Below are 19,321 nucleotides of genomic sequence, written 5' to 3'. Positions count from 1 at the left end.
GTCACGAAAGGGGCGACTGCGGAACGCGCGCGCGGGGCCGGATCACCTCTCCGCTGTGGTCCAGGGGGTGTGCGGTGACCCCGGCGATCCGGGCCAGCACCCGGCCGTCACCGGTCGCCGCGGTCAGGTCCCCGGTGGCGTAGTCGCAGTGCAGCCGGATGGCCGGATGTTCCGCGCTGAGCCGGCAGTCGTTGCCGGGCCCGCCGAGATCGACTTCGTCGAGGCCGGCCATCGGGCCCACCGACGGCGGGCTGTCACCGTGCGGCGGCAGCAACAACAGGTGCACCATCGCGTCCAGCAGGATCGTCGGCACGGTCATCCCGGCCAGGGCCGGAGCCCAGGCGTCGTGGTCCAGACCGAACCTGGCGCTGTTCCCGTCCGGGCCCCGGGCGTAGTCGCTGGTGCCGGCGAACGGGCCGGTGAGCGAGATCGGCGGATCGGAGGTGTAGACCGGCATCGCGAAATCGGGTTCGGGCTCGTGGGACGAGCAGTCGGGAGGGCCGGCGAGCGCGGGGTAGCGATCCGCCAGCAGGACCTTCGTCTCGCACAGCAGGTCGTTGAAGCGCAGCACCTTGCTGTTCTTGCCGAGCCGGTGGGCCGTCATCCTGACGGACACCTCGGCGCGGTCGCGTTCGCGGCTGGTGACCCGGGCCTCCACCGCGACGGTGCGCAGCGGTCCGCCGAGCCTGACCGTGATCGACGTCCGGCAGGAGAGGCCTCGGAACCCGGTGACGACGAGACCGGGACACAGGGCCGCGGCCGCGCCGGCCGCCGCCTCCAGGGTGAACGTACCGGGCAGTGTGTACTCGCCGTTGACCCGGTGGTGGCGCATCCACCGGCCGTCCTGCTCGGCCAGCGTGAGCGGATCCCAGGTCTTGGTGAAGACGGCCCAGTGCTCGCCGCGGTACTGGACGCCGTCGAGCAGTGGCGTCGTCAGTTCGGGATCCGGCGGGGCGGCCGGTGGCGCGTCCGGGGCGGGGACACGCGGATCGGCGGCCGCCCCGTGGGTGCTGATCCCGCGCAGGGCCAGCAGGCGGCGTTCTTCCTCCCGGATGAAGAACGACACCCCGCCGGCCGGTGGCCGGGTCACGGCGGACAGGAACTGTGCCTGTCCCTGTGCGGTGCTGATGTAGGCGTCCATCTGGTTGCGCTTGAGGGTCTCGCGCATGCTGACGCTGCTGGCGACGCCGACCTCCCGCCACCCGCTCCACAGGACCGCGACCTCCCGGTGGCCGTCCGGGCCCTGCCTCTGGGCCTGGGCGCTGGCGTACGCGAGGTACTCGTTGACGGCGCAGTAGTCGATGTCACCGGGCGCGGGGGCGAGGGTGGCGAGGGTGCTGAAGTTGCACCAGATCCGGGGCGGACGGCCGGCCAGGGCCCGTTTGAGATTGCGGTAGCCGGTCGCCTTGGTGGTCCGGACCGCCCGGAAGTCGGTCAGGGTCTTGGCGTGCAGCGCACGCGACCGCAGGTCGAGGACGGTGTTGACGAGCAGGTCGATCTTTCCGTGCCGGGCGAGGACCTCGGTGAGGACGGCGGTGGTGCGCTCGGCGTCCAGGATGTCGCACGCCCGGTGGTGCACACGGTCCTGGCCGCACAGCTCCGCCAGCCGTTCCACCGTACGGTGCACTTCCAGGCGCGCCTCGGCCTTGTCGTACGAGGCTCGCAGCTCGCGTACCGACGCGTCGGGGCGCCTGCGGCGTTCGGCGGCCATGAACTCGGCCTGCGGGGGCAGCGCGTCGCCGGTCTCCGGCAGCGGGGTACGGCCTATGACGTACACGTGCGGCCGTTCGCTGGTGCGGGCGAGGGCGTGGAGAAGCTCAGGCGTGATGCCCCGGGCGCCACCGAAGGCGACCACGACCGCGCCGGGCGGCAGCGTGGCCTCTCCTGCGGGGAGCGGTGGCGCGTGGTCGTCCGCGACGGCCAGGGTCAGCCAGTTGCCCGCGCGGTGGACGAGGGTGTGCGTCGGTACCTGGGCCGTGCCCGCCCGCGCGAGCTGGTCCAGGGCGGTGGCGGCGTCCGGTGCGTCGCTGAGCAGGGTTACCCCGCCGCACTGCGGGACCTCGGCCCGGACGGATCGGATGAGGCCGGTGAACAAGCCGCTCAGCGGGGGTGGCAGTTCGTGCGGCACGTCCCCGAGCAGGACCGCGCTGAGCGAGCCCCCGGTACGCAGCGCGGGCAGTGCCGCCTGGAGGGTGGTGAACGTGAGGTCCTGGAGATCTTCCAGCCGGGTGGCCTCGGCCTCGTCGCCCGGATCGTCGTGGACGGGCAGCCGGGACATCACCCGGATGTGACGGGGGACGAACGGCAGGCGGGCCAGGGCGCCGGAGGCCTCCTCAGCCGGTACGTGGTCGGCGGCCCCGACGCCCGCTCGCGGCGACCAGACGGCGGTGTCGGGGCCGGTGACCGCAGCCGCGAGATCCGGGGCGTCGGTGAGGACGACGGTGCCCGGCGGGATCGGCGCCGTGCCCGGCTCCCCGGGCGGCGGGGGCGTCGGGACGAGCCGGAGGGTCTGGCGGCGGCCGGTGAACTCCTCCGTTCGTCCGGGCGCGGCGGGTACCGGTCCGGTCCTCGCGGGGTGACTCGTTTCCGTACGTACGGACTCCTCCGGCCCGGTACGTACGGCGGCCTTCGGGGAGTTGCGGGGCCGGTCGTCGGACGGCCGGGTGAACCGGATCGGCGGCGATCCGGCGGCGGCGGGCGTCACCACGGTGTCCGTCGCGGTGACGACCCCCTTGAGGACCGTCAGCAGGGCGTCCAGCGAAAGATAGGTGTGTCCGGCGTCGGCCAGCACGGACAGGTCGTGCGCGGGCGTGGCCGGGTGTCCGGGACCGGCACCGTCGACCGCGGTGGAGAGCGTGCCCAGGACGGGCAGGCGGTGCTCCAGTGCGGTCGAGCGCCGGGTGACCGCCAGCACGGCGGCACCTTCGGCGATGGACCGGCCTTGAGGCACCAGGCCGTCGAGGTAGCGGTCCCAGCCGCTGATCGGTCGCAGGCATACGGCTCCGACAAGGGCCAGATCGCAGGCCCGGTGCCGGAGCTGGCGCAGGGCCAGGTCGACAGCCGTGTGTGTGGAGTCCCGCTGGGAGTAGAGGCTTGCTCCCATGGCCTGGAAGTCGTAGTAGTTGGCAGCCCGGCCCGAAAGGATGCAGGAGACCGCGCCGGTGAAGTCGTCCTCGTTCAGGTCGCCGGGGATCACCCCCTTCGCCTCGGCCATCCCCTTCGCCAGGTACTCCCTCAGCGTCCGCGCCTGAACCGGGTCGGGCAGGATGTCGAACGTGGTGGCGGCCTCTCGGGCGTGCACCCGCAGGGCGGCCTGGGTGTTGTGCGTGGTCGGCAGCGTCGATCCCACCATCACCGCGGTGGTGGGCCGCAGGCTGGTGCCCGGCTCCCCGAGCTGGTCCAGCAGCGGGCCGAGGGCCTCGAGCATCATCAGGTGGGCGGCGTCCATGTGGCGCATCGTCAGCGGCGGGATGCGCACGTCCCGTGGGGACGGCAGGGGGTACGGCGTACCGAAGCCGGATTCCGGGAGCGGGCCGTCACCGGCCAGCCAGGCGGGCACCCGGGCGGCGTCGAGACCGGGCAGGTGGGTGTTCCAGCCCACGACGACCAGGTCCTCGGCGCCGGCGGCCGCGTCGTCTCCACGCCTGTGCGCGGGGGCGGCCCGCGGCACGCGGTCGGACAGGACGACGTGCGCGTCCGCCCCGCCGAGGCCGAACGACGACACCCCGACCACGCGCGGCCGTGCCTCCTCCGCCGGCCAGGGCGCGTCCTTGACCGGGACGGTCAGGTGGGTGCCGTCACCCAGCAGCGGATGCGGGTCGGTGACCACGGGCTGACCGGGAACCGCTCCGTGTTCCAGGGCGACCAGCGCGTGCGCTACGGACACCAGGCCCGCCAGCACGCCGGTGTGCCCGAAGACCTGCTTGTTCGACGTCAGGAGGCAGGCCCGCTCACGCGTCCCCAGACGGGAGAGCAGCGAGCGCAGTTCGATCTCGTCGCCCACCGGCGTGCCGGTGCCGTGCGCCACGACCCAGTCCACGTCGTCGGCCTCGACGCCCGCGTCCGCCCAGGCCCGGGCGATCGCCAGCTCCTGCCCGCGCGTGGCCGGAGCGTGAATGCCCTTGCCCCGGCCGTCGGCGGCGAGACCGGTGCCCCGGATGACACCGAGGACGGGGTCGCCGTCGGCCACGGCCCGCGCGTACGTCTTGAGGGTGAGCACGACGGCACCCTCACCGATCAGGGTGCCGTCGGCCGCCTGGTCGAAGGGGCGCACCCTGCCGCTCATCGAGATGCCCTGGGCGCGGCAGAAGAGCGTGAACCCGATCGGCTCGATCACCGAGGTCCCGCCGGCCAGCGCCACGTCGCAGGATCCTTCGCGCAGCGCCTTGACCGCGGCGTCCACGGCGAACAGCCCACTCGCACAGGCCGCGTCGAGGGTCAGATGTTGGGAGTCGGCGGGGATCAGCCCGCGCAGCGCGTTGCGGGAGACGGACGCGGGCAGGTACGCCTTCGGATCCCCGCCGTCGCCGCCGTAGTGCGCGCTGAGCGCGTGGTCGGCCAGCTCTGCCAGCCACTCACCGTCCGCATCGGCCGGGAGGGCGTCGCGCACCATCCGCCGGTACTCGTCCCCCAGGACGACGCCCTGGGGGCCGAGCCCGGTCTGGTCGTGGATACCGGTGGTCGCGGCGAGCCACCGGTCCGTCGCGCGTCGGTTCACGCCGGCCAGCGCCTGGACGGCGCAGTGGCGCAGCCAGCGGGTGGTCCGCGGCCAGCCGGGGTGGTCGGCGTTCCCGTCCGGTTCGGCGGTCGAGGCGGGGTCCGGGACGAAGTCGTGGAGGTACCCGGCCTCGCGGACGTAGAAGGCGTCGGTCTCCTCACGGGTGGGGGCCCAGAAGTGCTTCAGGTCGAAGGCGGACGGTTCGCTGGAGAGCAGCACGCCCTCCCGCAGGCGGTCCCAGAACTCTGCCGTGTTGTTCGCGCCGGGCAGGGCCAGGCCGAGACCGACCACCGCGACGGCGCCGGGATCCGTCTCCTGTGCTTCATCCGGCGTTCCGTCCGGCGCGGGGGCAGCCGCCGGTGGTGCAGGCGCCGGCGCGGACGCTGCGGGCGACGGTGGGGGTGTCGGCAGGGCAGCGGCCGGCGCGGCGGACGGCTCCGGTGTACGTACCGGAACGGGGGCCGCCGGCCGCTCGGGGGCGGGCCGGTGAGCCTCCGGCGGCGTCGTCACCGCCGAGGGGGCCGGTTGGCGCCGGGCGGGCCCACTCACCTGGTCCGCGAGCCTGCTGTGCAGCCGCATGCCCTGCATCCCGCCGATGCTGATCCCGCCGTCGGCGACGATGGTCTGCCCGGTGATGAAGGCGGTGTCCTCATGCAGGAGATGGCAGATCAACTTGGCGGCGTCCGGCGTCGAGAGGGTACGGCGCATCAACTCGCTGGTCCCCGCCGGGTCGGTGTGCACCGCCGACGGGTCGTCGAGATTGACGACGATCTCGCTGTCGACGGAGCCCAGCAGCACCGTGTTGACCCGGACGCCCTGGCCGGCCAGTTCGAGCGCCAGATAGCGGACCAGGGATTCCAGCGCCGCCTTGGTGACCCCGCCGGGACCGTAACCCGGAACCGGTTGGTGTGCCCCGACGCTGGACAGGCAGAGGATGCTCGCCCCCTCTCGGCCCTTCATCAGCTCGGCCGCTCGGCGCGAACAGTGGTAGGCGCCCATCACGTTGGTGGACCACGCCCGCTGCCAGTAGGTGTCGTCGATGTCGAACAGAGGCAGGAAGGCCCCGCCCGCGGCGTTGTTGATCAGGATGTCCAGGCCGCCGTGGCGCTCCTGGACCAGATCGAACATCCGGTCGATCTCGCTGGTCTTGGCCACCGAGGCACGGATGAACTCGCAGCTGTGACCAGCCCGCTCCAGCTCGGCCCGCAGCAGCTCCGCCTGCTCGACCGAGTGGAAGTAGTTGACGATCACATGGGCACCGCCCTGTGCCAGGCGGCGGACGATGTCCGCGCCGAGGCTCTTCGCGGCTCCGGTCACCAGTGCGACCCGGCCTCGCAGGCTGTCTGTGGAGGTCATCGCCCAGCAGCTCCCGCCCGCGCCTGTACGACGGTCTCCGCGATCCGGCGCAGGGTGCCGACGGTCAGCAAGGAGGAGTTCCCCCGCAGATCGGGCAGGTCGAACCGGTCGGACACCCGCCCCAGCAGGACGACCTGCTTGAGCGACTCCACACCGAGTTCGGACTCGAGACCGTCGTCCTCACCGAGGAGGTCCGGCGGATAGCCGAGGAAATCCCCGTACAGAGTCTGCAACTCGGCCAGCACCGACTCGTAGTCCAACCCGGCGGACGTGGGCGCGACGGCGGGGGCTGCGGCGGCCAGGGGCGGGGCGACGGCGACGGGTGCGACCGGCAGCGCGGGCGCGGGAGAGGGAGAGGCCACGGGGGCTACATAGGACACGGGGGCTGCCGGTACGGACGCACCGGGCAGCGGAACGGCTGCGGGGAGCACCGGAACCTGCTCGGCCGCCACGGGCACACTCACCTGCGCGGCAGGGCCGTGTCCGTTGCTCGACGGCGCCGGCACGCCGGAGCGGAACGGGCCGCCCGCGGGGGCCTCGGTGACCAGCGCCCGGACGGCTCCGACCGGATCGCTCTCGCTCAGCGGGACGACACACCGCACGCCCGGGACCGATGCCTCGACGAACTTGGTGACGACGGGCCACTCCCCGCACTCCACGAAGGCGTCGGCGCCCGCCGCGTGCAGGTCGCGGATCGTGTGCAGCATCCGGACGCGGGCGGTGAGCGCGCCGGCGACCAGGTCGACCGGGTCGTCGTCGCCGATGTCCCGCCCCAGCCAGGGGGAGCGCACCCGCCAGCGTCCGGCCCCGTACGGAACGCGGGGCGCGGTCGCCCGCAGGTCTCGCGCGGCCTGCGCCATGGCCGGGGAGTGGGTCGGATGTGGGACGCCCAGGGGGAAGCTCGGCCAGCCCAGTGCGTCGGCCACCTGTTCCACCTGTTCGATCAGCGCTTCGGGGCCACTGATGACGCTCTGCCGGGGGGCGTTCTCGCAGGCGAGTACCAGGTGGGGATGGTTGATCAGCCCGGCGAGCGACTCCGCCCTGTGGCCGTCCACCCCGACCGCCAGCATCTTTCCGTCCCAGCTCTGCCGGGTCAGTACCTGGGACCGGACCACGGCCAGGCGCGCGGCGTCCTCCACGGACAGGTGTCCCGCGGCGGCCAGGGCCCACAGCTCACCGATGCTCTGCCCGACGATGGCGACGGGCCGGGCCCCTTCGGCGATCAGCATGTGGTGCGTCGCGATGCTGACCGCGAAGATCTCCAGATACTGCACCTCCGGGCCGCGCCGGTCGCTCGTCCCGTTGTGTTCGATCAGCCGCGCACTGATATTGGGCAGCCCCATTTCCCCGGCCGCTTTGTCGATGCGGGACAGCGTTTCACGTACAGCGTCGTAGCGGTTATGTAAATCACCCAGTATTCCCCCACGTGGGGCGGCCACCGTACCGGGCATGACAAAGACAGTATTCACCACGTGCATCACCCTCATCTCTGTCCCGACCGCAGGCTAATTCGCATGGCCGACCGGGGCCGCGAAACGCACACGACGGTGCGACGAAAAATGTCCCTTGCATGACTGCACTTGGGCGGCGGGTGAGAACAGATGCACCCCTGGCCACCCCTCGTTGATTACGATTCCAGCGAATGTGTGCTTTACGAACCGAATCTCTCCTGCTGAACGGGGTTGCCATTGAAGGTAGCTGCGCGCCTCCCGGGGGGTCAACGATCCAGTTTCGGCCTAAAGCGATTGCGCCCACCATTTTCCAATCATGTAACAGTGGAAGGCGATTGCGCTCTTGCCGTCAGGCGGGACGCCGTGTTAGTAGCGGCCGGTCATTTGACACGTTAGCCGCCGCAGTGCCCCGCTTCGATCCGGCACGATCCAGGTCCTCAAACATCGTTCCGTCGGGAATTCGATCCAATTTTGACGAGCCGACATGGCCGAGATCGGACGCCTGGTCCAGGGCGTCAAGAACCCCGATCGGTTCACCGAAGCGGACACAATGTTTGTTTGGTATTTGTTTGCCGACTCTTCGACGCCCCTTTGACGTCCGATTCGAAAGCGGGGTTCTCGGAACCGGCCGCGGTGGAGCCGTGGTCAGGTTCGGGGCAACAGTTCCTTCGGGGCTCCACGCGTTCCACAGAGAGCGAACAGCCCGGCCGCGTGGTGACCTTCCGAGGCCGGCGGCAGCCGTTGCGGACCCCAGGCGTCGACCGCCCGGATCGGATGCCACCTCCGCGCGCAGACGGCGTCCGACCGGCCGGGCGCCGGAACCAGCTACGCGCCCCGAGTCAGCAGACCGGCGTCGATGACCTCAGCGATATGGGTGGCGCCGCGGCTGTTCTGGTGGATGCGGTCGGTCGTGAGCACAAGACCTCGGCGCCGTGAGATCGTGTCGAGGCTGCGGCGCAGCACTGCGTGCTGGACGAGGACGCCGACGGCCGCTGCGGGTGTCAACTCCCGGTATGGAATTGGTGGAGGGTCCGCTTGGCGCAGGTCCTCGATCTGTCGTTCGTGGAGCGGAAGGTAAGCCACCTCGTTGGTGGCGGCGGCCTCGGCGATCATCCGGCTGTTGCCACATCGGCCCACGGGAGCGGGTCCTGCGCCGTCGCCAGTTCGTGCGCGTGCTCGAAGCGCAGGACTCGGGCGAAGGCCTTCGGTGACAGGCCCACCTCACCGCGAAACCGCTCGGTGAGGTATCGACGGCTCCAGCCGAGTCGCGCGGCGACCGCACCGACCTGGACGCAACCCCGCGCGGCGACGAGGAGGCGCCACGCCTCGGCCACCTCGGGGCGCTCCTGGGGCACACGGTCGCCGCCGACGCCGCGGCCGATGGCTCGGAGGAGCAATTCGTCCAGCGCGGTGAACCGCGCTGTCCATGTCGTCGCCGCTCGGAGACGGTCGATCAGCTCGACGGCAAGCGCTCCGAGAATCTCGTCGAGTGGGACCAGTCGGTGGGCGAGCTCGGCGGCAGGCATGCCGTAGATGGCCCGGGCCCCGAGCGGTGTCAGCGATACCTGCACGCCTTGCTGGCGTCCGTCGTGGTGGATCGGCGACGGAGCGGCGCATCAGACCGCCGGCCACGCTGCAGAACCGGGTGACCGGCGACCCGTCGTCAACGCCCGCCGCCATCTCCAAACGGTCTGACAGACTGATCACCGCGGTGAGCGCACGGCTCGGCGGGCCGCAGTGCACCCCCGGGAGCCCGCGGAGGTCGAAACCGACATACGAGTCGACGTACTGCCGCAAGGCGGGCGCCGGACGTACAGCGATCCCGGTAGCCGTATGGTCCTCCACTTTCGCCAATGTACGAGCCGCCCAGCCCAGAAAGCTCACCGTCCAAGGACTGATGACCGCCGCTTGCGGCTGGTGACATGGTTCATACCGGCGCCCCGGGAGTCCGGTGGGTTCAGTCGAACTGACGCTTCTTCAGCGGGGCCTCGCGGCGAGCGCGCGTACAGCGGCTTCCTTGCCGGTATCACTGGCGACCGGATGGAAGGTGAGGCCGCGCTCTTCGAGAACCTGTGGGAGCAATTCGTGCACGCCGCAGTCCGCTTCAACACGTGTGCAGGCAAGCCAGGGTTCACAGCCCGGGGCTGTCGAGTCCGGCGACGAGCGCATCACAGGCTGCGCCGACGACGTCGCGTGCCCGTACGTCTCCCATGCTCCGGAGGGCGGCATGGTCCTGAAGGGCACTCGCTGCCGCTTCGGTCGACGTCACCCCCACCCCGCATGTGATGCAAATCACCCCTTAGGGAAAACCTGTCGGCCCGGCCTGGCGTCCAGCAGGTGTGAGAGCAGACAGAAATGCGCTGCACCAGGTGGACGAGGAGCGCCTCGTCCACCTGGTGGCCAAGGGCGACCGCGTCGCGTTCGAGGAGCTGTACCGGCGTACGTCGCCGTGGATGGCCGTACGGCTGCGCCGCCGCTGCTCCGACGAGCAGATCGTCGCCGAGGTGATGCAGGAGACGTATCTGGCGGTGTGGCGCGCCGCGGGTGCGTTCGCCGGCAGCGCGGTCGGTGGCACGACCGTCGGATGGCTGTGGACGATCGCGGCACGCCGCCTCGTGGACGCGTTCCGGCGCCGTGCCCATCATGCCGAACCGCCGCCGGCCGCCGTCGCGTGGGTCGCGGCCCCTGCGGCTGAGGAGGAGGCGCTCGCAGCAGGCGTCGGCGGTGACGTCGGCGACGCTCTGCGGCGCCTGGCACCGGAACTCAAAGAGGTACTGCAGGCCACGGTGCTCGACGGGTTGTCGGTCCGGGAGACCGCCGCCCTGCTCGGGCTGCCCGAGGGCACGGTCAAGACCCGTGCCCGCCGGGCCCGGATCGCGATGCGAAAGGCACTGGCATGAGCGGAGAGCACGTGTCGGTACGGCTCATCGGCGACTACGCGCGCGGCGACGCGAACATCGGCACCGACGAGTTGTGGGCGCTGGAAGCACACCTGGAGAACTGCGCGAATTGCCGCACCCGGCTCTCGGACGCCGTGGAAACCGGGGCGCCGGAAATCGCATCGCTCGTCACCACCGCCTGGTGCGGCTTGGAACGGAGCCTGGGCACAGCCACCACGATGCCGACACGGCGGCGGCGCCCCGTGTGGCTGTCGGCCTGGCTGACGCCGGTGATGGCCCCGTGGCTGGCGATGACCGTCGGTGTGGTCCTGATCGCGCTGGCGCTGGACCTGGCCGGTCCCGTGTTCGGCGAGGTGTCGCTGGTGCTGCTGCTGGCCCCGGTGCTGCCGCTGGGCGGGGTCGCGGCGTCCTGGTCGCGGGGGCTCGATCCGGCGTACGAACTGACGGCGGCAACCCCACGGGCGGGGCTGCACCTGGTGCTGCGACGCACCGCGTCCGTGCTGGCCGTGGTCGTCCCCGCGCTGTTGGCCGCGGGCTGGCCGGCGGGGGTGTCGGCCGCGCAGTGGCTGCTGCCCTGTCTGGCCCTGACCTCGGCGGCACTGGCGCTCGGCGGCGTCTTCGGGGTGGCCCGCGCCGCGCTCGGCCTGATGGCCGTATGGGCGGCCGGAGTTCTGGTGCCGTCCCTGCTCACTCGCAGCGAGTCCGCCTTCCTGGACACGGACAGCCTGCCCGTGTGGGGCCTGCTGCTCTCGCTCGGCGCCGGTGTCGTGGTGATCGGCCGGGGCGCCTACACCACTGCTCCCGGGGCTTCCCGATGACCGCTTCGACCATCTGACCATCTGAAAGGGACAACGCATGACACGCGCTGTGAGTACGGCGGAAATCGCGCCGAGGACCTACGCCCATGAGATCCGGGCCGCCGGGCTGAGGATCCGTGTCGGGCGGGCCCGGATGGCCGTCGACGGGCTCGACCTGTCCCTCGGCACGGGCGTACACGGCCTCCTCGGTCCGAACGGGGCCGGCAAGACCACCCTCATCCGGGCGCTGGCAACCGTGCTGCGGCCCGCCGAAGGAACCTTGGAGATGTTCGGCGAGTCCGTGGCCTCCACTGCGGGGCATCGCTCGATACGCCGCCGCATCGGCTACCTGCCGCAGGAGTTCGGCTACTACAAGCGGTTCACGGTGCGTGAATTCGTCGAGTACATGGCCTGGCTGAAGGAGGTCCCCAAGAAGGACATCGCGGCTGCCGTCCAGCGAGCCGTGGAGCGGGTCGGCCTCGCGGACCGGGCCGACGAGCGGATGAAGGCCCTGTCAGGCGGCATGGTGCGCCGGGCGGGCATCGCCCAGGCCATCGTCAACGACCCGGAGGTCCTGCTGCTGGACGAACCGACGGTCGGCCTGGACCCGACGCAGCGCCTGCGCTTTCGCGAGTTGCTGCAGGAGCTGGGCATGGACACCTGCGTGGTCGTCTCCACGCATCTGGTGGAGGACGTCGCGGCGGCCTGCACCGATGTGGTGCTCTTCGCCGATGGCCGGCTGGTCTTCCAGGGAACGCCGGACGCGATGGCCGCTACGGGCGGAGCCGATCACCCGGGGGACAGCCCGCTGGAGCGCGGCTACTCGGCGCTGCTCGCCGAGCCCGGGGCCGGCTCCGCGCAGGAGAGGGGCGCCTGGTGAACTCCCGCGTACTGCGTACCGAACTGAGGCGTTCCGTCGCCCCTTGGGCCGGCATCGCCGTCCTGGTGACCGGCCTGCTCTTCCTCCTCCTGATCCTCGGCCCGGGAGGGAGCACCGCGGACTGGACGGCCCAGTGGACGCCCATGGCCCTGACAGTCCGTGGCCTCCTGTACTACCTGTGGCCCGTCGCGATGGGGCTCGGAGCCCTGCAGGGGCTTCGGGATCACCGCTCCCGGGTGACCGAGCTGATGGCGACGGTGCCTCGGTCCACCTGGCAGCGCGCAGCGGTCCCGGCGGCGGCCTCGGTCATCACGCTGGCGTCGGCCTTGCTCGTCATCGTCGCCACGGGCGGAACCTGGGTGCTGCTGGGCGACACCGCGTACACGCCTCTCGGCTGGCTGCCGATCGTGCTGGTAGCGGCGTTGGCCCTGGTCGCGGCCGCGCTGCTCGGCATGGGCGTGGCACGCGCGCTGCCGTCCGTGCTCACCCCGCCGCTGATGGCGGTGGCCGCCCTCGTGATGACCATCCTGCTCCAGCAGCACGCTGATGAGGCACTGCCGGCGGGGAACACGCCGAACCTGCTGGCACAGCTGTCGCCCGGGGTGGCGCTGCCCCGCGAGGAACTGCTCACACTCGCCCCCTCCGTGCACCTCGGCCAGACGCTGTGGCTGCTCGGCATGCTCGCCACCGGCTTCGCCCTGCTGGCCGTCGCCTCGGGGCGCGCCCGGCTGCTCGCCCTCGCCCCGATCCTGGCGGGCGCGGCGCTCGCCCTGGTGATCCTGCCCGCCGAGCCGCGCGACACGTACGTGATCGACAAGGCCGCTGCGGAACTGGTGTGCGACGGCCCGGTATGCGTGACGGCGATGCACCGCGACCGGCTGGCCGTTCTCGCTCCCCACGGCAAGGAAGCGCTGCGCGTGTTGCGGGAGGTGCTGGGCGAGGACGCGCCGGAAACGGTACGGGAGGAGACGGCTCTGCGTGGGCCCGAAGGGAAGCGCGAACTCTCCGCCGAGGCGGTGCTCCTCGACTTCGACGACCCGGTGATCGTACGGGCGAAGGACGAGCAACTGACCCGGGCTCTGGTCGGCCAGGGCCTGGCACCGCACTGCACCGAGCGCAGCAGCTGGATGAACAGCATCGGACTGGATGAGATCACCCAGAGCCTCGGGGCGGGCTGGGCCATGGGTGACTTCCGGCTGATCGACTGGGCCGGTCACTTCGACTGGCCGGAGCACCGGGAGTCAGGGAAGGCGGCATGGGACCGGCTGACCGCACTGTCGCCGGCGGAGCAGCGCACCTGGATCAGCGACACGCGCGCTACCGCCCTCGACTGCGACCTGCGGGACACGCGTGGAGTGCTGACAGGTGAGGCATTCTGATGCGGTGGTTGGTGCTGTACGCGCGGTCCCGGCAGGTTCCCGTGTCGGCAGCGGCGGTGTTGGCCGCCGCCCTGATGGTGTGGTTCCTGGCCCGGGGGGCGAGCACCGACCCGCGGCTGCCGGTGCTCGCCCTCACCGGGGCTGTGACGGCGGGCTCGATCGGCCTGGGCGGGCAGGACGCCGCACTGGATTGTGCGGCGGCGATCCGCTGGCTGCCCCGCCGCGCGGCGCACGTGCTGTTCATCGGCGCGGGCGCGGCCTTCACAGTGCTGGTTGCGCGGGGACTGGGAGCGGACGTGGGAACCGCCGCTTTCGTCGTGCGGGACAGTGCTGGCCTCACCGGGCTCGCCGCCGCCGGGGCGGTGCTGTGCGGCGCGCAGCACGCGTGGACGCTGCCGGTCGGCTGGCTGACGCTCGCCTTGTTCCCGTCGACCCTGCCGAAGGGCGCGAACGAGGTGCTGACCTGGATGCTGCAGCCGGACACAGCGATTGCCTCCTGGACCGCCCTGACCCTCGCCGTGGCCGGCACCGTGGCCTACGCCGTCGTCGGACCGAGGCGCTAGCTGTGGGGTCGAGAGCGTCCGGCGGAACACCGAACAGGCTCGCCCGCGTCCGGTCCGACGGGGTCAGGTGCTGTCGCAGCCGTTCCGGCCGTACATCCCGAGCATGCAGTGGCTGGACTACACGTAGAGCTGTCGCAGTCCCGGATCGGCGTGAGCCGCTTCTACGAGTAGGCCGGAACCCTGGAAAATCCGGGGCCTCATCCGCCCGCTCCCGTATCTTCCGCCACTGCAGTTCGGCCACCGTCGCCGGCCCACGGTCGTGCGCCTCGGAGCGTTCGCTGGAGTGCTGCTCGAAGTCGAGCCGGCTCAGCGGCCTCGGCTGCCGTCGGCCTCGTTCCTGAAGTGGCGTACAAAGACGATGACGCCCCACACGATCAAGACGTTGACCAGCGCCCCGGCGCCATGAAACAGCGGGGTGAGAATGCTGAACCCGGTCTCCTCCGTACCGGAGGTGTCACCGAGCAGCAGAGCCAGCGGGTAGAACAAGGCGACCAGGATCAAAATGGCGCCTGGGAAGGAGATCAGCGCCATCGCCGGGTCGAGGACCGAGGGGTGTCCGGCGATCTCGTTGGCCAGGGCGACGGCCAGGTTCAGGCCGAGGTAGCCGACGGCAATGAGGCGGGCCCCGCTCCAGGCCCCTGACTTGCTCCAGGATCTGGTCGTGGTCGGGCTGACCGGGTTGCTCATGGGGCCTCCTTCGCGCGGGCTCTCGGCATGCGGAGGGGGCCTTGGCCCCCGGCGGGGAGCACGGCCCTCGCGTGTTCATTATTGAACACGTTCATTGTTTCGTGCGGCGGGCGGTCCCAGAACTTTGCGGGACTACCTTGCGCGGGTTGGCGCCGAGCTCGTCCCCGTACTTCTTCGCCGCCTTCTTGTTGCAGGTCCGGTTACGGACGGCCGCCAGGTCGCCGAGCTTGCCGGGTGGACCTGCAGCCAGACCGACGGCAACACCGGAGTCGGAACCGCAGGGCCTCGGGAGCCGGGTCGCTCGGCCTGCCCCTCGCGTTCGCGCTCCGGCTCGTCCTGTCCGTCCTGGCGCTCAGCTACGCACATGCAGCCCGAAACCCGTGCGGCCCGCGGGTTCCAGTCCCTCCTTCAGGTGCAGAGAGGGGATCTCGTAGTCGCCGAGATTCTGCTGTCGAAATGCGATCGGCTCGGTCGACTCCAAGGTGAGCAGTCGCTGCTCCCAGGCCTTGGCGACGTCCGGGTAGTCCTCGTCGGTGATCCGATCGCTTCCGTAGAGCACGAACGGCGGCAGCACCTCGATGCCCGGGTAGTAGAGGATTCCGTGGTGGATCGGGAACAGCAGATCGTCGATGGGGCCGTTGATGCCGCGAGCTGCGTAATGGGGCTCCGGGCCGCCGGCGGTCACCGACAACAGAGCCTTCCTGCCCGTGAGGGTGCCTTCGCCGAAGCGCTCGCCGTACGCGGTGTCGCTGTGCTCGCCGACGCCGTACGCGAAGTGGAAGGTGAACACCCGGTCCACCCAGCCCTTGAGGATCGCGGGCATCGAATACCACCACAGCGGGAACTGGAAGACGATCGTGTCGGCCCACAGCAACTTTTCCTGCTCGGCGAGGACATCCGGGGTGAGCGTCCCGGTGTCGAAGGCCCGGCCCGATTCCCGGGCGACCTTCAGCGGGCTCGATGCGTCGGGGCCGAAGTCCGCGGCGTCCACGACCGCCTTCCAGTTCATCGCGTACAGATCGCTCACCCGTACCTCGTGCCCGGCACCCTCCAATGTGGACACCGCGAGGTCCTTCAGAGAGCCGTTGAGCGACTTCGGCTCCGGGTGGGCATAGACGATCAGCGTCTTCATGGGAACTCCTTCGGATCGGATGCCTTCGATCCTGGACGCCACGGCGCCCGGCGTTCAGGGGCTCCCGTTCCGTCGGACGGGACTTCCTGGTAACGACAGGACCACCTTCACGGGCACCATGAGGGCGATACTGGGGGCATGGACGACCTTGGGGGCTTCCTTCGGACCCGGCGTTCCCGGGTCGACCCGGCGACCGTCGGCATCCCCACCGACAGCCGCCGCCGGGTCGAGGGACTGCGCCGCGAAGAGGTCGCGCACCTGTCCGGCGTCAGCGTCGACTACTACGTACGCCTTGAACAGGGTCGGGCGACCCAGCCCTCCGAGCAGGTCCTCGACGCCCTCGCCCGGGTCCTCGGCCTCGACGAGACCGAACGCGGGCATCTCCACCGGCTCGCGCGGCAGCGTCGCCACCGCGCGAAGGCACCAGGCGGGCGGGTCCGGCCCGAGGTGCTGCGCGTCCTCGACCTGGTCGCCGACGGACCTGCGCTGATCATGAACCACCGCTCGGACGTGCTCGCCGGTAACCGCCTCGCCGAACTCCTCTACGGGCGGCCGATGCCAGGTCTGAACGCCGCACGTCACATATTCCTCGAGGAGGCCGAGCGCGGCCTGTACGCGGACTGGGAGACCTGCACCCTCGACGTGGTCGGGCACCTGCGTCTGGCCGCCGGCAAATACCCTGAGGATCCCCGCCTGGCCTCACTCATCGGCGAGCTGGCGATGCGCAGCGAGCGCTTCCGCCGCCTCTGGGCCCGCGCGGATGTGCGCGCCCGCACATATGGACGCAAGGCGTTCCGGCACCCGCTGGTGGGACTGCTGGAACTGCACCAGGAGAACTTCGCGCTGCCGAACGAATCAGGCACAGAGCTGCTGGTGCTGTCCGCGGCCCCGGGGAGCCCCGCCGAGGACGGGCTGCGCCTACTCGCGGGCCTGGGCGCGGCCGACGGTGACGCCCGTCCCACGGCGAACACTCATCACGTTCGCGAGTAGCTTCACCAAACGCTCATCCGGCTCAGCCCGGTGCGAAGGTGCTCGACGTAATTGAGGGGCGGTACGGGCGCCGGATGCGGAACACTTCGCCGGGTGATCGTGATGCAGCCCGTCCTGGAGACAAACGCACCTGACGGCTTCGACCTCTGGCCTGTCGCCCAGGTCCAGCCGTTCGCCTTTCTGCCACTCAGCGGTGAACTCTCACCCGCGGAAGTCGGGACGGCCATGATGCGCATCGCCGACTGCAATGACATCGACCCCCACGGCGATCGGCCGCCTCGTCCGGACGGCGCCCTCGACTCGTTCCTTCACGGCCTGCTGACGTTCGAAAACCTCTTCGCGGCCGGTGGCCTGCGGGTCACAGACCATTCCGCAGGCGTCACCTTCCTGCCCGGCTGCTGCGACGGGCTGGAGGACTGGCGCGATTGGCACCGGTTAGTCGACGACGGCAGCCCACTCGGTTTCGGCCACGACCCCGTGTCACCGGTTGCGGAACGCCTCGGCGACACCGTACTACTCACCGTCAACTCCGAGCAGAGCGACAGTCCGGTGATCGAGCTGTCCGTCACCGAACTCCGCCACCTGCTCGTCGGCGCCGAGCGTGACCTGACCGAATTTCTTGCACTGGCGGGCGACTGGGCCTCCAGACACCTGCCTGACCATAGTGCTCCCGTCACGGCTGCCCTTGCCCGTGTTCTCTGCCTTCCCTCGCCAGCCACACCGCAGGGAGCGTAGGACACCGGACTCGCGTCGCCACCGAGGTGGGGTGCCGGATTGTCATCATGTTCGACACGAGGAGCGTGCATCTGCCTGGACACCGGCACGTACACCGCCAGATGACTTTGGGATGTCGGGGCAACTGCTGTCCTGGCACCACTATGCTCCTCTCATTAGGGCGTACGTTCGAGCGGCGCGGCCTGACTGATCTTTTCGAAACGGGACGCGCGGGGCCGTGCGAGCGTGGGCAGGCGTTCGCTCCGCAAGGAAAAGGACAGGCATGCTGCAGCCCGTTGCAGTACAACGACCTGTATGAGCTGGGTGGCGAACGTGATGATGTCGGTCGACGTGGCCGACAGCGCGAGTGTAGAGATGTTGAGCGAATGGCTGCGGAAGGATGCCCCTCGCCGCGCTCAACCGCAGGCTCACGGGGTCGGCTTCTTGAAGCTGCTCACCACCCCTGGGACGAACGAATGGGGTGGCTGGAAGCACCCTGAATGCGAAGTGTGGGCGGGTGCCTTGAACCATGCCGACCTCGACGCCCTCAAGCAGCGAGTGTTCGAGACGGCGTGGCGCGAACCGAACCTGGTGCAGCTCCTGGTGATGGACCAGCAGGAAGGGTTCTTCCGTATGTGGATGATCCGAGACAACGAACTGCGGCAGTTTGCGCCACTCCAGCCGGACGAGGAGGACGAGGGCTTCTACCGGGGCTGATGAGCTGGGCCGGTGACTGTGCGCACATCACGAGTCCTTCGCGCTCGTGACGAGGGACAGCGTGCGCCGCTCACGATCGAGGCCCGTCACGACGACCGTGACGGTGTCACCGACATGGACGGCGGCCTCGCGACTTCGTTCCGATGTGCCGCCCAGCTCTCCCTGATGCACCAATCCTTCCACTCCGCAGGCGAACCTCAGAATCACACCGAACGCGAGCAGCTCGGTCACGCGACCGGTGAGCAGGCTGCCCACCTCGACTCCCTCGGCGAACGTCTGGAATGGGTCGGGCTGCGTCAAGCGCAGGGAAAGCCGCGCTTCCGAGTTCCAGGTGTCGGATTGAAGGAACACGCAGGACACCCGTTCCCCGATCCGCACCACGTCCGATGCCGCCTTGAAGCGGCGCCAGGACAGGTCGGGCAGGGCGATCAGCCCGACGCCGGGCAGCGTCGGATGCTCAGGTCCCTCGTCCAGCACCACGAGCACACCGAACGGTTCGATCGCGGCTACGGCCCCGGGCAGGACGTCACCCGGTTGCAGTGACTCCAGGAACGCCCGGAGCTTCGGTTTCTCGTAGGGTTCCGCCATCATGCGCAGTCTCGTCGCGAGGACACCCCTGCGCCCCGGTCCGGTCGGCGATTTCCTCGGAGCGGGACCCCATGACCGTGTACCGCCGCCTTTCGGTTCACACAGCCCTTTCAGTCGCCGATGAAGAGCAGGTAGCCGGATCGGCGGATCGTGTGATGTCCCGCTTCGATGACGCGCTGTACCACAGGCTTCCTCTCCTCCTCCGACAGTGCTTCGAGCTCGACGACGAACCGTTCCAGCTGGAGGGTGTTGAATATGGTCAGGCCGTACGGCGAGATGCCATGTCGGAGACTGTTCTCCGGCGCCCGCGCGCACATCTCTAGGAATCGGTCCCCGGCGTCGTCACCGAATTCCTCGACGACGTCTCGGGCACGGTTCAGTCTGCGGATCCCCAGACCCATGTCAGCTTCTCCCCCATGTCGAACGATCGATGGGAACGGCGACCGGGCC

Annotated in this window: 14 protein-coding genes and 2 pseudogenes; 8 read left to right on the top strand and 8 right to left on the bottom strand. The window is 70.3% G+C overall.

Annotation, left to right across the window (positions count from 1 at the left end):
* Nucleotide 1 precedes the first annotated feature (1 nt).
* The 4 genes and pseudogenes from ABT001_RS24785 to ABT001_RS24770 form a co-directional block, all read right to left on the bottom strand.
* The gene (locus tag ABT001_RS24785) at nucleotides 2-6,073 is read right to left on the bottom strand and encodes an SDR family oxidoreductase (protein WP_351281394.1); all 6,072 of its coding nucleotides are present in this window, start codon (nucleotides 6,071-6,073) and stop codon (nucleotides 2-4) included.
* A complete protein-coding gene (locus ABT001_RS24780; RefSeq protein ID WP_351281392.1) occupies nucleotides 6,070-7,524 on the bottom strand; it encodes an acyltransferase domain-containing protein in 1,455 nt (484 codons plus the stop codon). Before ABT001_RS24780 ends, ABT001_RS24785 begins: the two co-directional genes overlap by 4 nt.
* An 825-nt stretch (nucleotides 7,525-8,349) precedes the next feature.
* A pseudogene (locus ABT001_RS24775) lies at nucleotides 8,350-8,643 on the bottom strand (SGNH/GDSL hydrolase family protein); the annotation flags it as partial.
* Nucleotides 8,643-9,369, bottom strand: a pseudogene (locus ABT001_RS24770) (helix-turn-helix domain-containing protein); the annotation flags it as partial. The pseudogenes ABT001_RS24770 and ABT001_RS24775, both read right to left, overlap by 1 nt.
* Before the next feature lie 494 nt (nucleotides 9,370-9,863).
* On the opposite strand from ABT001_RS24770, the gene ABT001_RS24765 reads away from it, so the two are divergent.
* Genes ABT001_RS24765 through ABT001_RS24745 form a run of 5 tightly spaced genes read left to right on the top strand, consistent with a single transcriptional unit; the run spans nucleotide 9,864 to nucleotide 14,043 of the window.
* Nucleotides 9,864-10,424, top strand: a complete 561-nt coding sequence (locus ABT001_RS24765) for an RNA polymerase sigma factor (RefSeq protein ID WP_351281389.1) — start codon at nucleotides 9,864-9,866, stop codon at nucleotides 10,422-10,424.
* The gene (locus ABT001_RS24760) at nucleotides 10,421-11,242 is read left to right on the top strand and encodes a zf-HC2 domain-containing protein (RefSeq protein ID WP_351281387.1); all 822 of its coding nucleotides are present in this window, start codon (nucleotides 10,421-10,423) and stop codon (nucleotides 11,240-11,242) included. The genes ABT001_RS24765 and ABT001_RS24760 overlap by 4 nt, the downstream gene beginning before the upstream one ends.
* Before the next feature lie 37 nt (nucleotides 11,243-11,279).
* Entirely contained in the window at nucleotides 11,280-12,101 is an 822-nt protein-coding gene (locus ABT001_RS24755) for an ABC transporter ATP-binding protein (RefSeq protein ID WP_351281385.1), read from the top strand.
* On the top strand, nucleotides 12,098-13,480 hold the full coding sequence (locus ABT001_RS24750) for a hypothetical protein (RefSeq protein ID WP_351281383.1): 1,383 nt from the start codon (nucleotides 12,098-12,100) through the stop codon (nucleotides 13,478-13,480). Before ABT001_RS24755 ends, ABT001_RS24750 begins: the two co-directional genes overlap by 4 nt.
* The gene (locus ABT001_RS24745) at nucleotides 13,480-14,043 is read left to right on the top strand and encodes a hypothetical protein (RefSeq protein WP_351281381.1); all 564 of its coding nucleotides are present in this window, start codon (nucleotides 13,480-13,482) and stop codon (nucleotides 14,041-14,043) included. The genes ABT001_RS24750 and ABT001_RS24745 overlap by 1 nt, the downstream gene beginning before the upstream one ends.
* A gap of 306 nt (nucleotides 14,044-14,349) precedes the next feature.
* Here the strand turns inward: ABT001_RS24745 and ABT001_RS24740 are convergent, their stop codons facing one another.
* Both ABT001_RS24740 and ABT001_RS24735 read right to left on the bottom strand, forming a co-directional pair.
* Entirely contained in the window at nucleotides 14,350-14,730 is a 381-nt protein-coding gene (locus ABT001_RS24740) for a hypothetical protein (protein WP_351281378.1), read from the bottom strand.
* Between the two features lie 352 nt (nucleotides 14,731-15,082).
* Complete coding sequence (locus tag ABT001_RS24735) at nucleotides 15,083-15,862, bottom strand: NAD(P)H-dependent oxidoreductase (protein ID WP_351281374.1); 780 nt, start codon at nucleotides 15,860-15,862, stop codon at nucleotides 15,083-15,085.
* Between the two features lie 138 nt (nucleotides 15,863-16,000).
* Here ABT001_RS24735 and ABT001_RS24730 point away from each other — a divergent pair, with 138 nt between their 5' ends.
* From ABT001_RS24730 to ABT001_RS24720, 3 genes are all read left to right on the top strand, one after another.
* Complete coding sequence (locus tag ABT001_RS24730) at nucleotides 16,001-16,852, top strand: helix-turn-helix transcriptional regulator (RefSeq protein WP_351281371.1); 852 nt, start codon at nucleotides 16,001-16,003, stop codon at nucleotides 16,850-16,852.
* Between the two features lie 102 nt (nucleotides 16,853-16,954).
* Nucleotides 16,955-17,587, top strand: a complete 633-nt coding sequence (locus ABT001_RS24725; protein WP_351281474.1) for a hypothetical protein — start codon at nucleotides 16,955-16,957, stop codon at nucleotides 17,585-17,587.
* Nucleotides 17,588-17,881: 294 nt separating this feature from the next.
* Nucleotides 17,882-18,283, top strand: coding sequence for a squamosa promoter-binding protein 15 (locus ABT001_RS24720; RefSeq protein WP_351281369.1), 402 nt, complete (start codon nucleotides 17,882-17,884; stop codon nucleotides 18,281-18,283).
* A 27-nt stretch (nucleotides 18,284-18,310) separates the two neighbouring features.
* On the opposite strand, the gene ABT001_RS24715 is transcribed toward ABT001_RS24720, so the two are convergent.
* Together ABT001_RS24715 and ABT001_RS24710 are read right to left on the bottom strand one after the other, a co-directional pair.
* Nucleotides 18,311-18,871 carry a S1 RNA-binding domain-containing protein gene (locus ABT001_RS24715; protein WP_351281366.1) on the bottom strand — a complete coding sequence of 187 codons (561 nt, stop codon included), beginning with the start codon at nucleotides 18,869-18,871 and terminating at the stop codon, nucleotides 18,311-18,313.
* Between the two features lie 110 nt (nucleotides 18,872-18,981).
* The gene (locus ABT001_RS24710) at nucleotides 18,982-19,272 is read right to left on the bottom strand and encodes a hypothetical protein (RefSeq protein WP_351281363.1); all 291 of its coding nucleotides are present in this window, start codon (nucleotides 19,270-19,272) and stop codon (nucleotides 18,982-18,984) included.
* Nucleotides 19,273-19,321: the final 49 nt, after the last annotated feature.

Source organism: Streptomyces sp. NPDC002793, assembly GCF_040295485.1.
Lineage (GTDB): Bacteria > Actinomycetota > Actinomycetes > Streptomycetales > Streptomycetaceae > Streptomyces.
Note: the sequence above shows the minus strand (reverse complement) of the source record. Positions and strands in the feature narration are given on the sequence as shown.

Excerpts from the sequence above, each read along its gene's own strand:
- ABT001_RS24785 (WP_351281394.1), bottom strand. The coding sequence starts at position 6,073 with ATGACCTCCACAGACAGCCTGCGAGGCCGGGTCGCACTGGTGACCGGA.
- ABT001_RS24780 (WP_351281392.1), bottom strand. The coding sequence starts at position 7,524 with ATGCCCGGTACGGTGGCCGCCCCACGTGGGGGAATACTGGGTGATTTA.
- ABT001_RS24760 (WP_351281387.1), top strand. The coding sequence starts at position 10,421 with ATGAGCGGAGAGCACGTGTCGGTACGGCTCATCGGCGACTACGCGCGC.
- ABT001_RS24755 (WP_351281385.1), top strand. The coding sequence starts at position 11,280 with ATGACACGCGCTGTGAGTACGGCGGAAATCGCGCCGAGGACCTACGCC.
- ABT001_RS24745 (WP_351281381.1), top strand. The coding sequence starts at position 13,480 with ATGCGGTGGTTGGTGCTGTACGCGCGGTCCCGGCAGGTTCCCGTGTCG.
- ABT001_RS24740 (WP_351281378.1), bottom strand. The coding sequence starts at position 14,730 with ATGAGCAACCCGGTCAGCCCGACCACGACCAGATCCTGGAGCAAGTCA.
- ABT001_RS24735 (WP_351281374.1), bottom strand. The coding sequence starts at position 15,862 with ATGAAGACGCTGATCGTCTATGCCCACCCGGAGCCGAAGTCGCTCAAC.
- ABT001_RS24730 (WP_351281371.1), top strand. The coding sequence starts at position 16,001 with ATGGACGACCTTGGGGGCTTCCTTCGGACCCGGCGTTCCCGGGTCGAC.
- ABT001_RS24725 (WP_351281474.1), top strand. The coding sequence starts at position 16,955 with ATGCAGCCCGTCCTGGAGACAAACGCACCTGACGGCTTCGACCTCTGG.
- ABT001_RS24720 (WP_351281369.1), top strand. The coding sequence starts at position 17,882 with ATGAGCTGGGTGGCGAACGTGATGATGTCGGTCGACGTGGCCGACAGC.
- ABT001_RS24715 (WP_351281366.1), bottom strand. The coding sequence starts at position 18,871 with ATGGCGGAACCCTACGAGAAACCGAAGCTCCGGGCGTTCCTGGAGTCA.
- ABT001_RS24710 (WP_351281363.1), bottom strand. The coding sequence starts at position 19,272 with ATGGGTCTGGGGATCCGCAGACTGAACCGTGCCCGAGACGTCGTCGAG.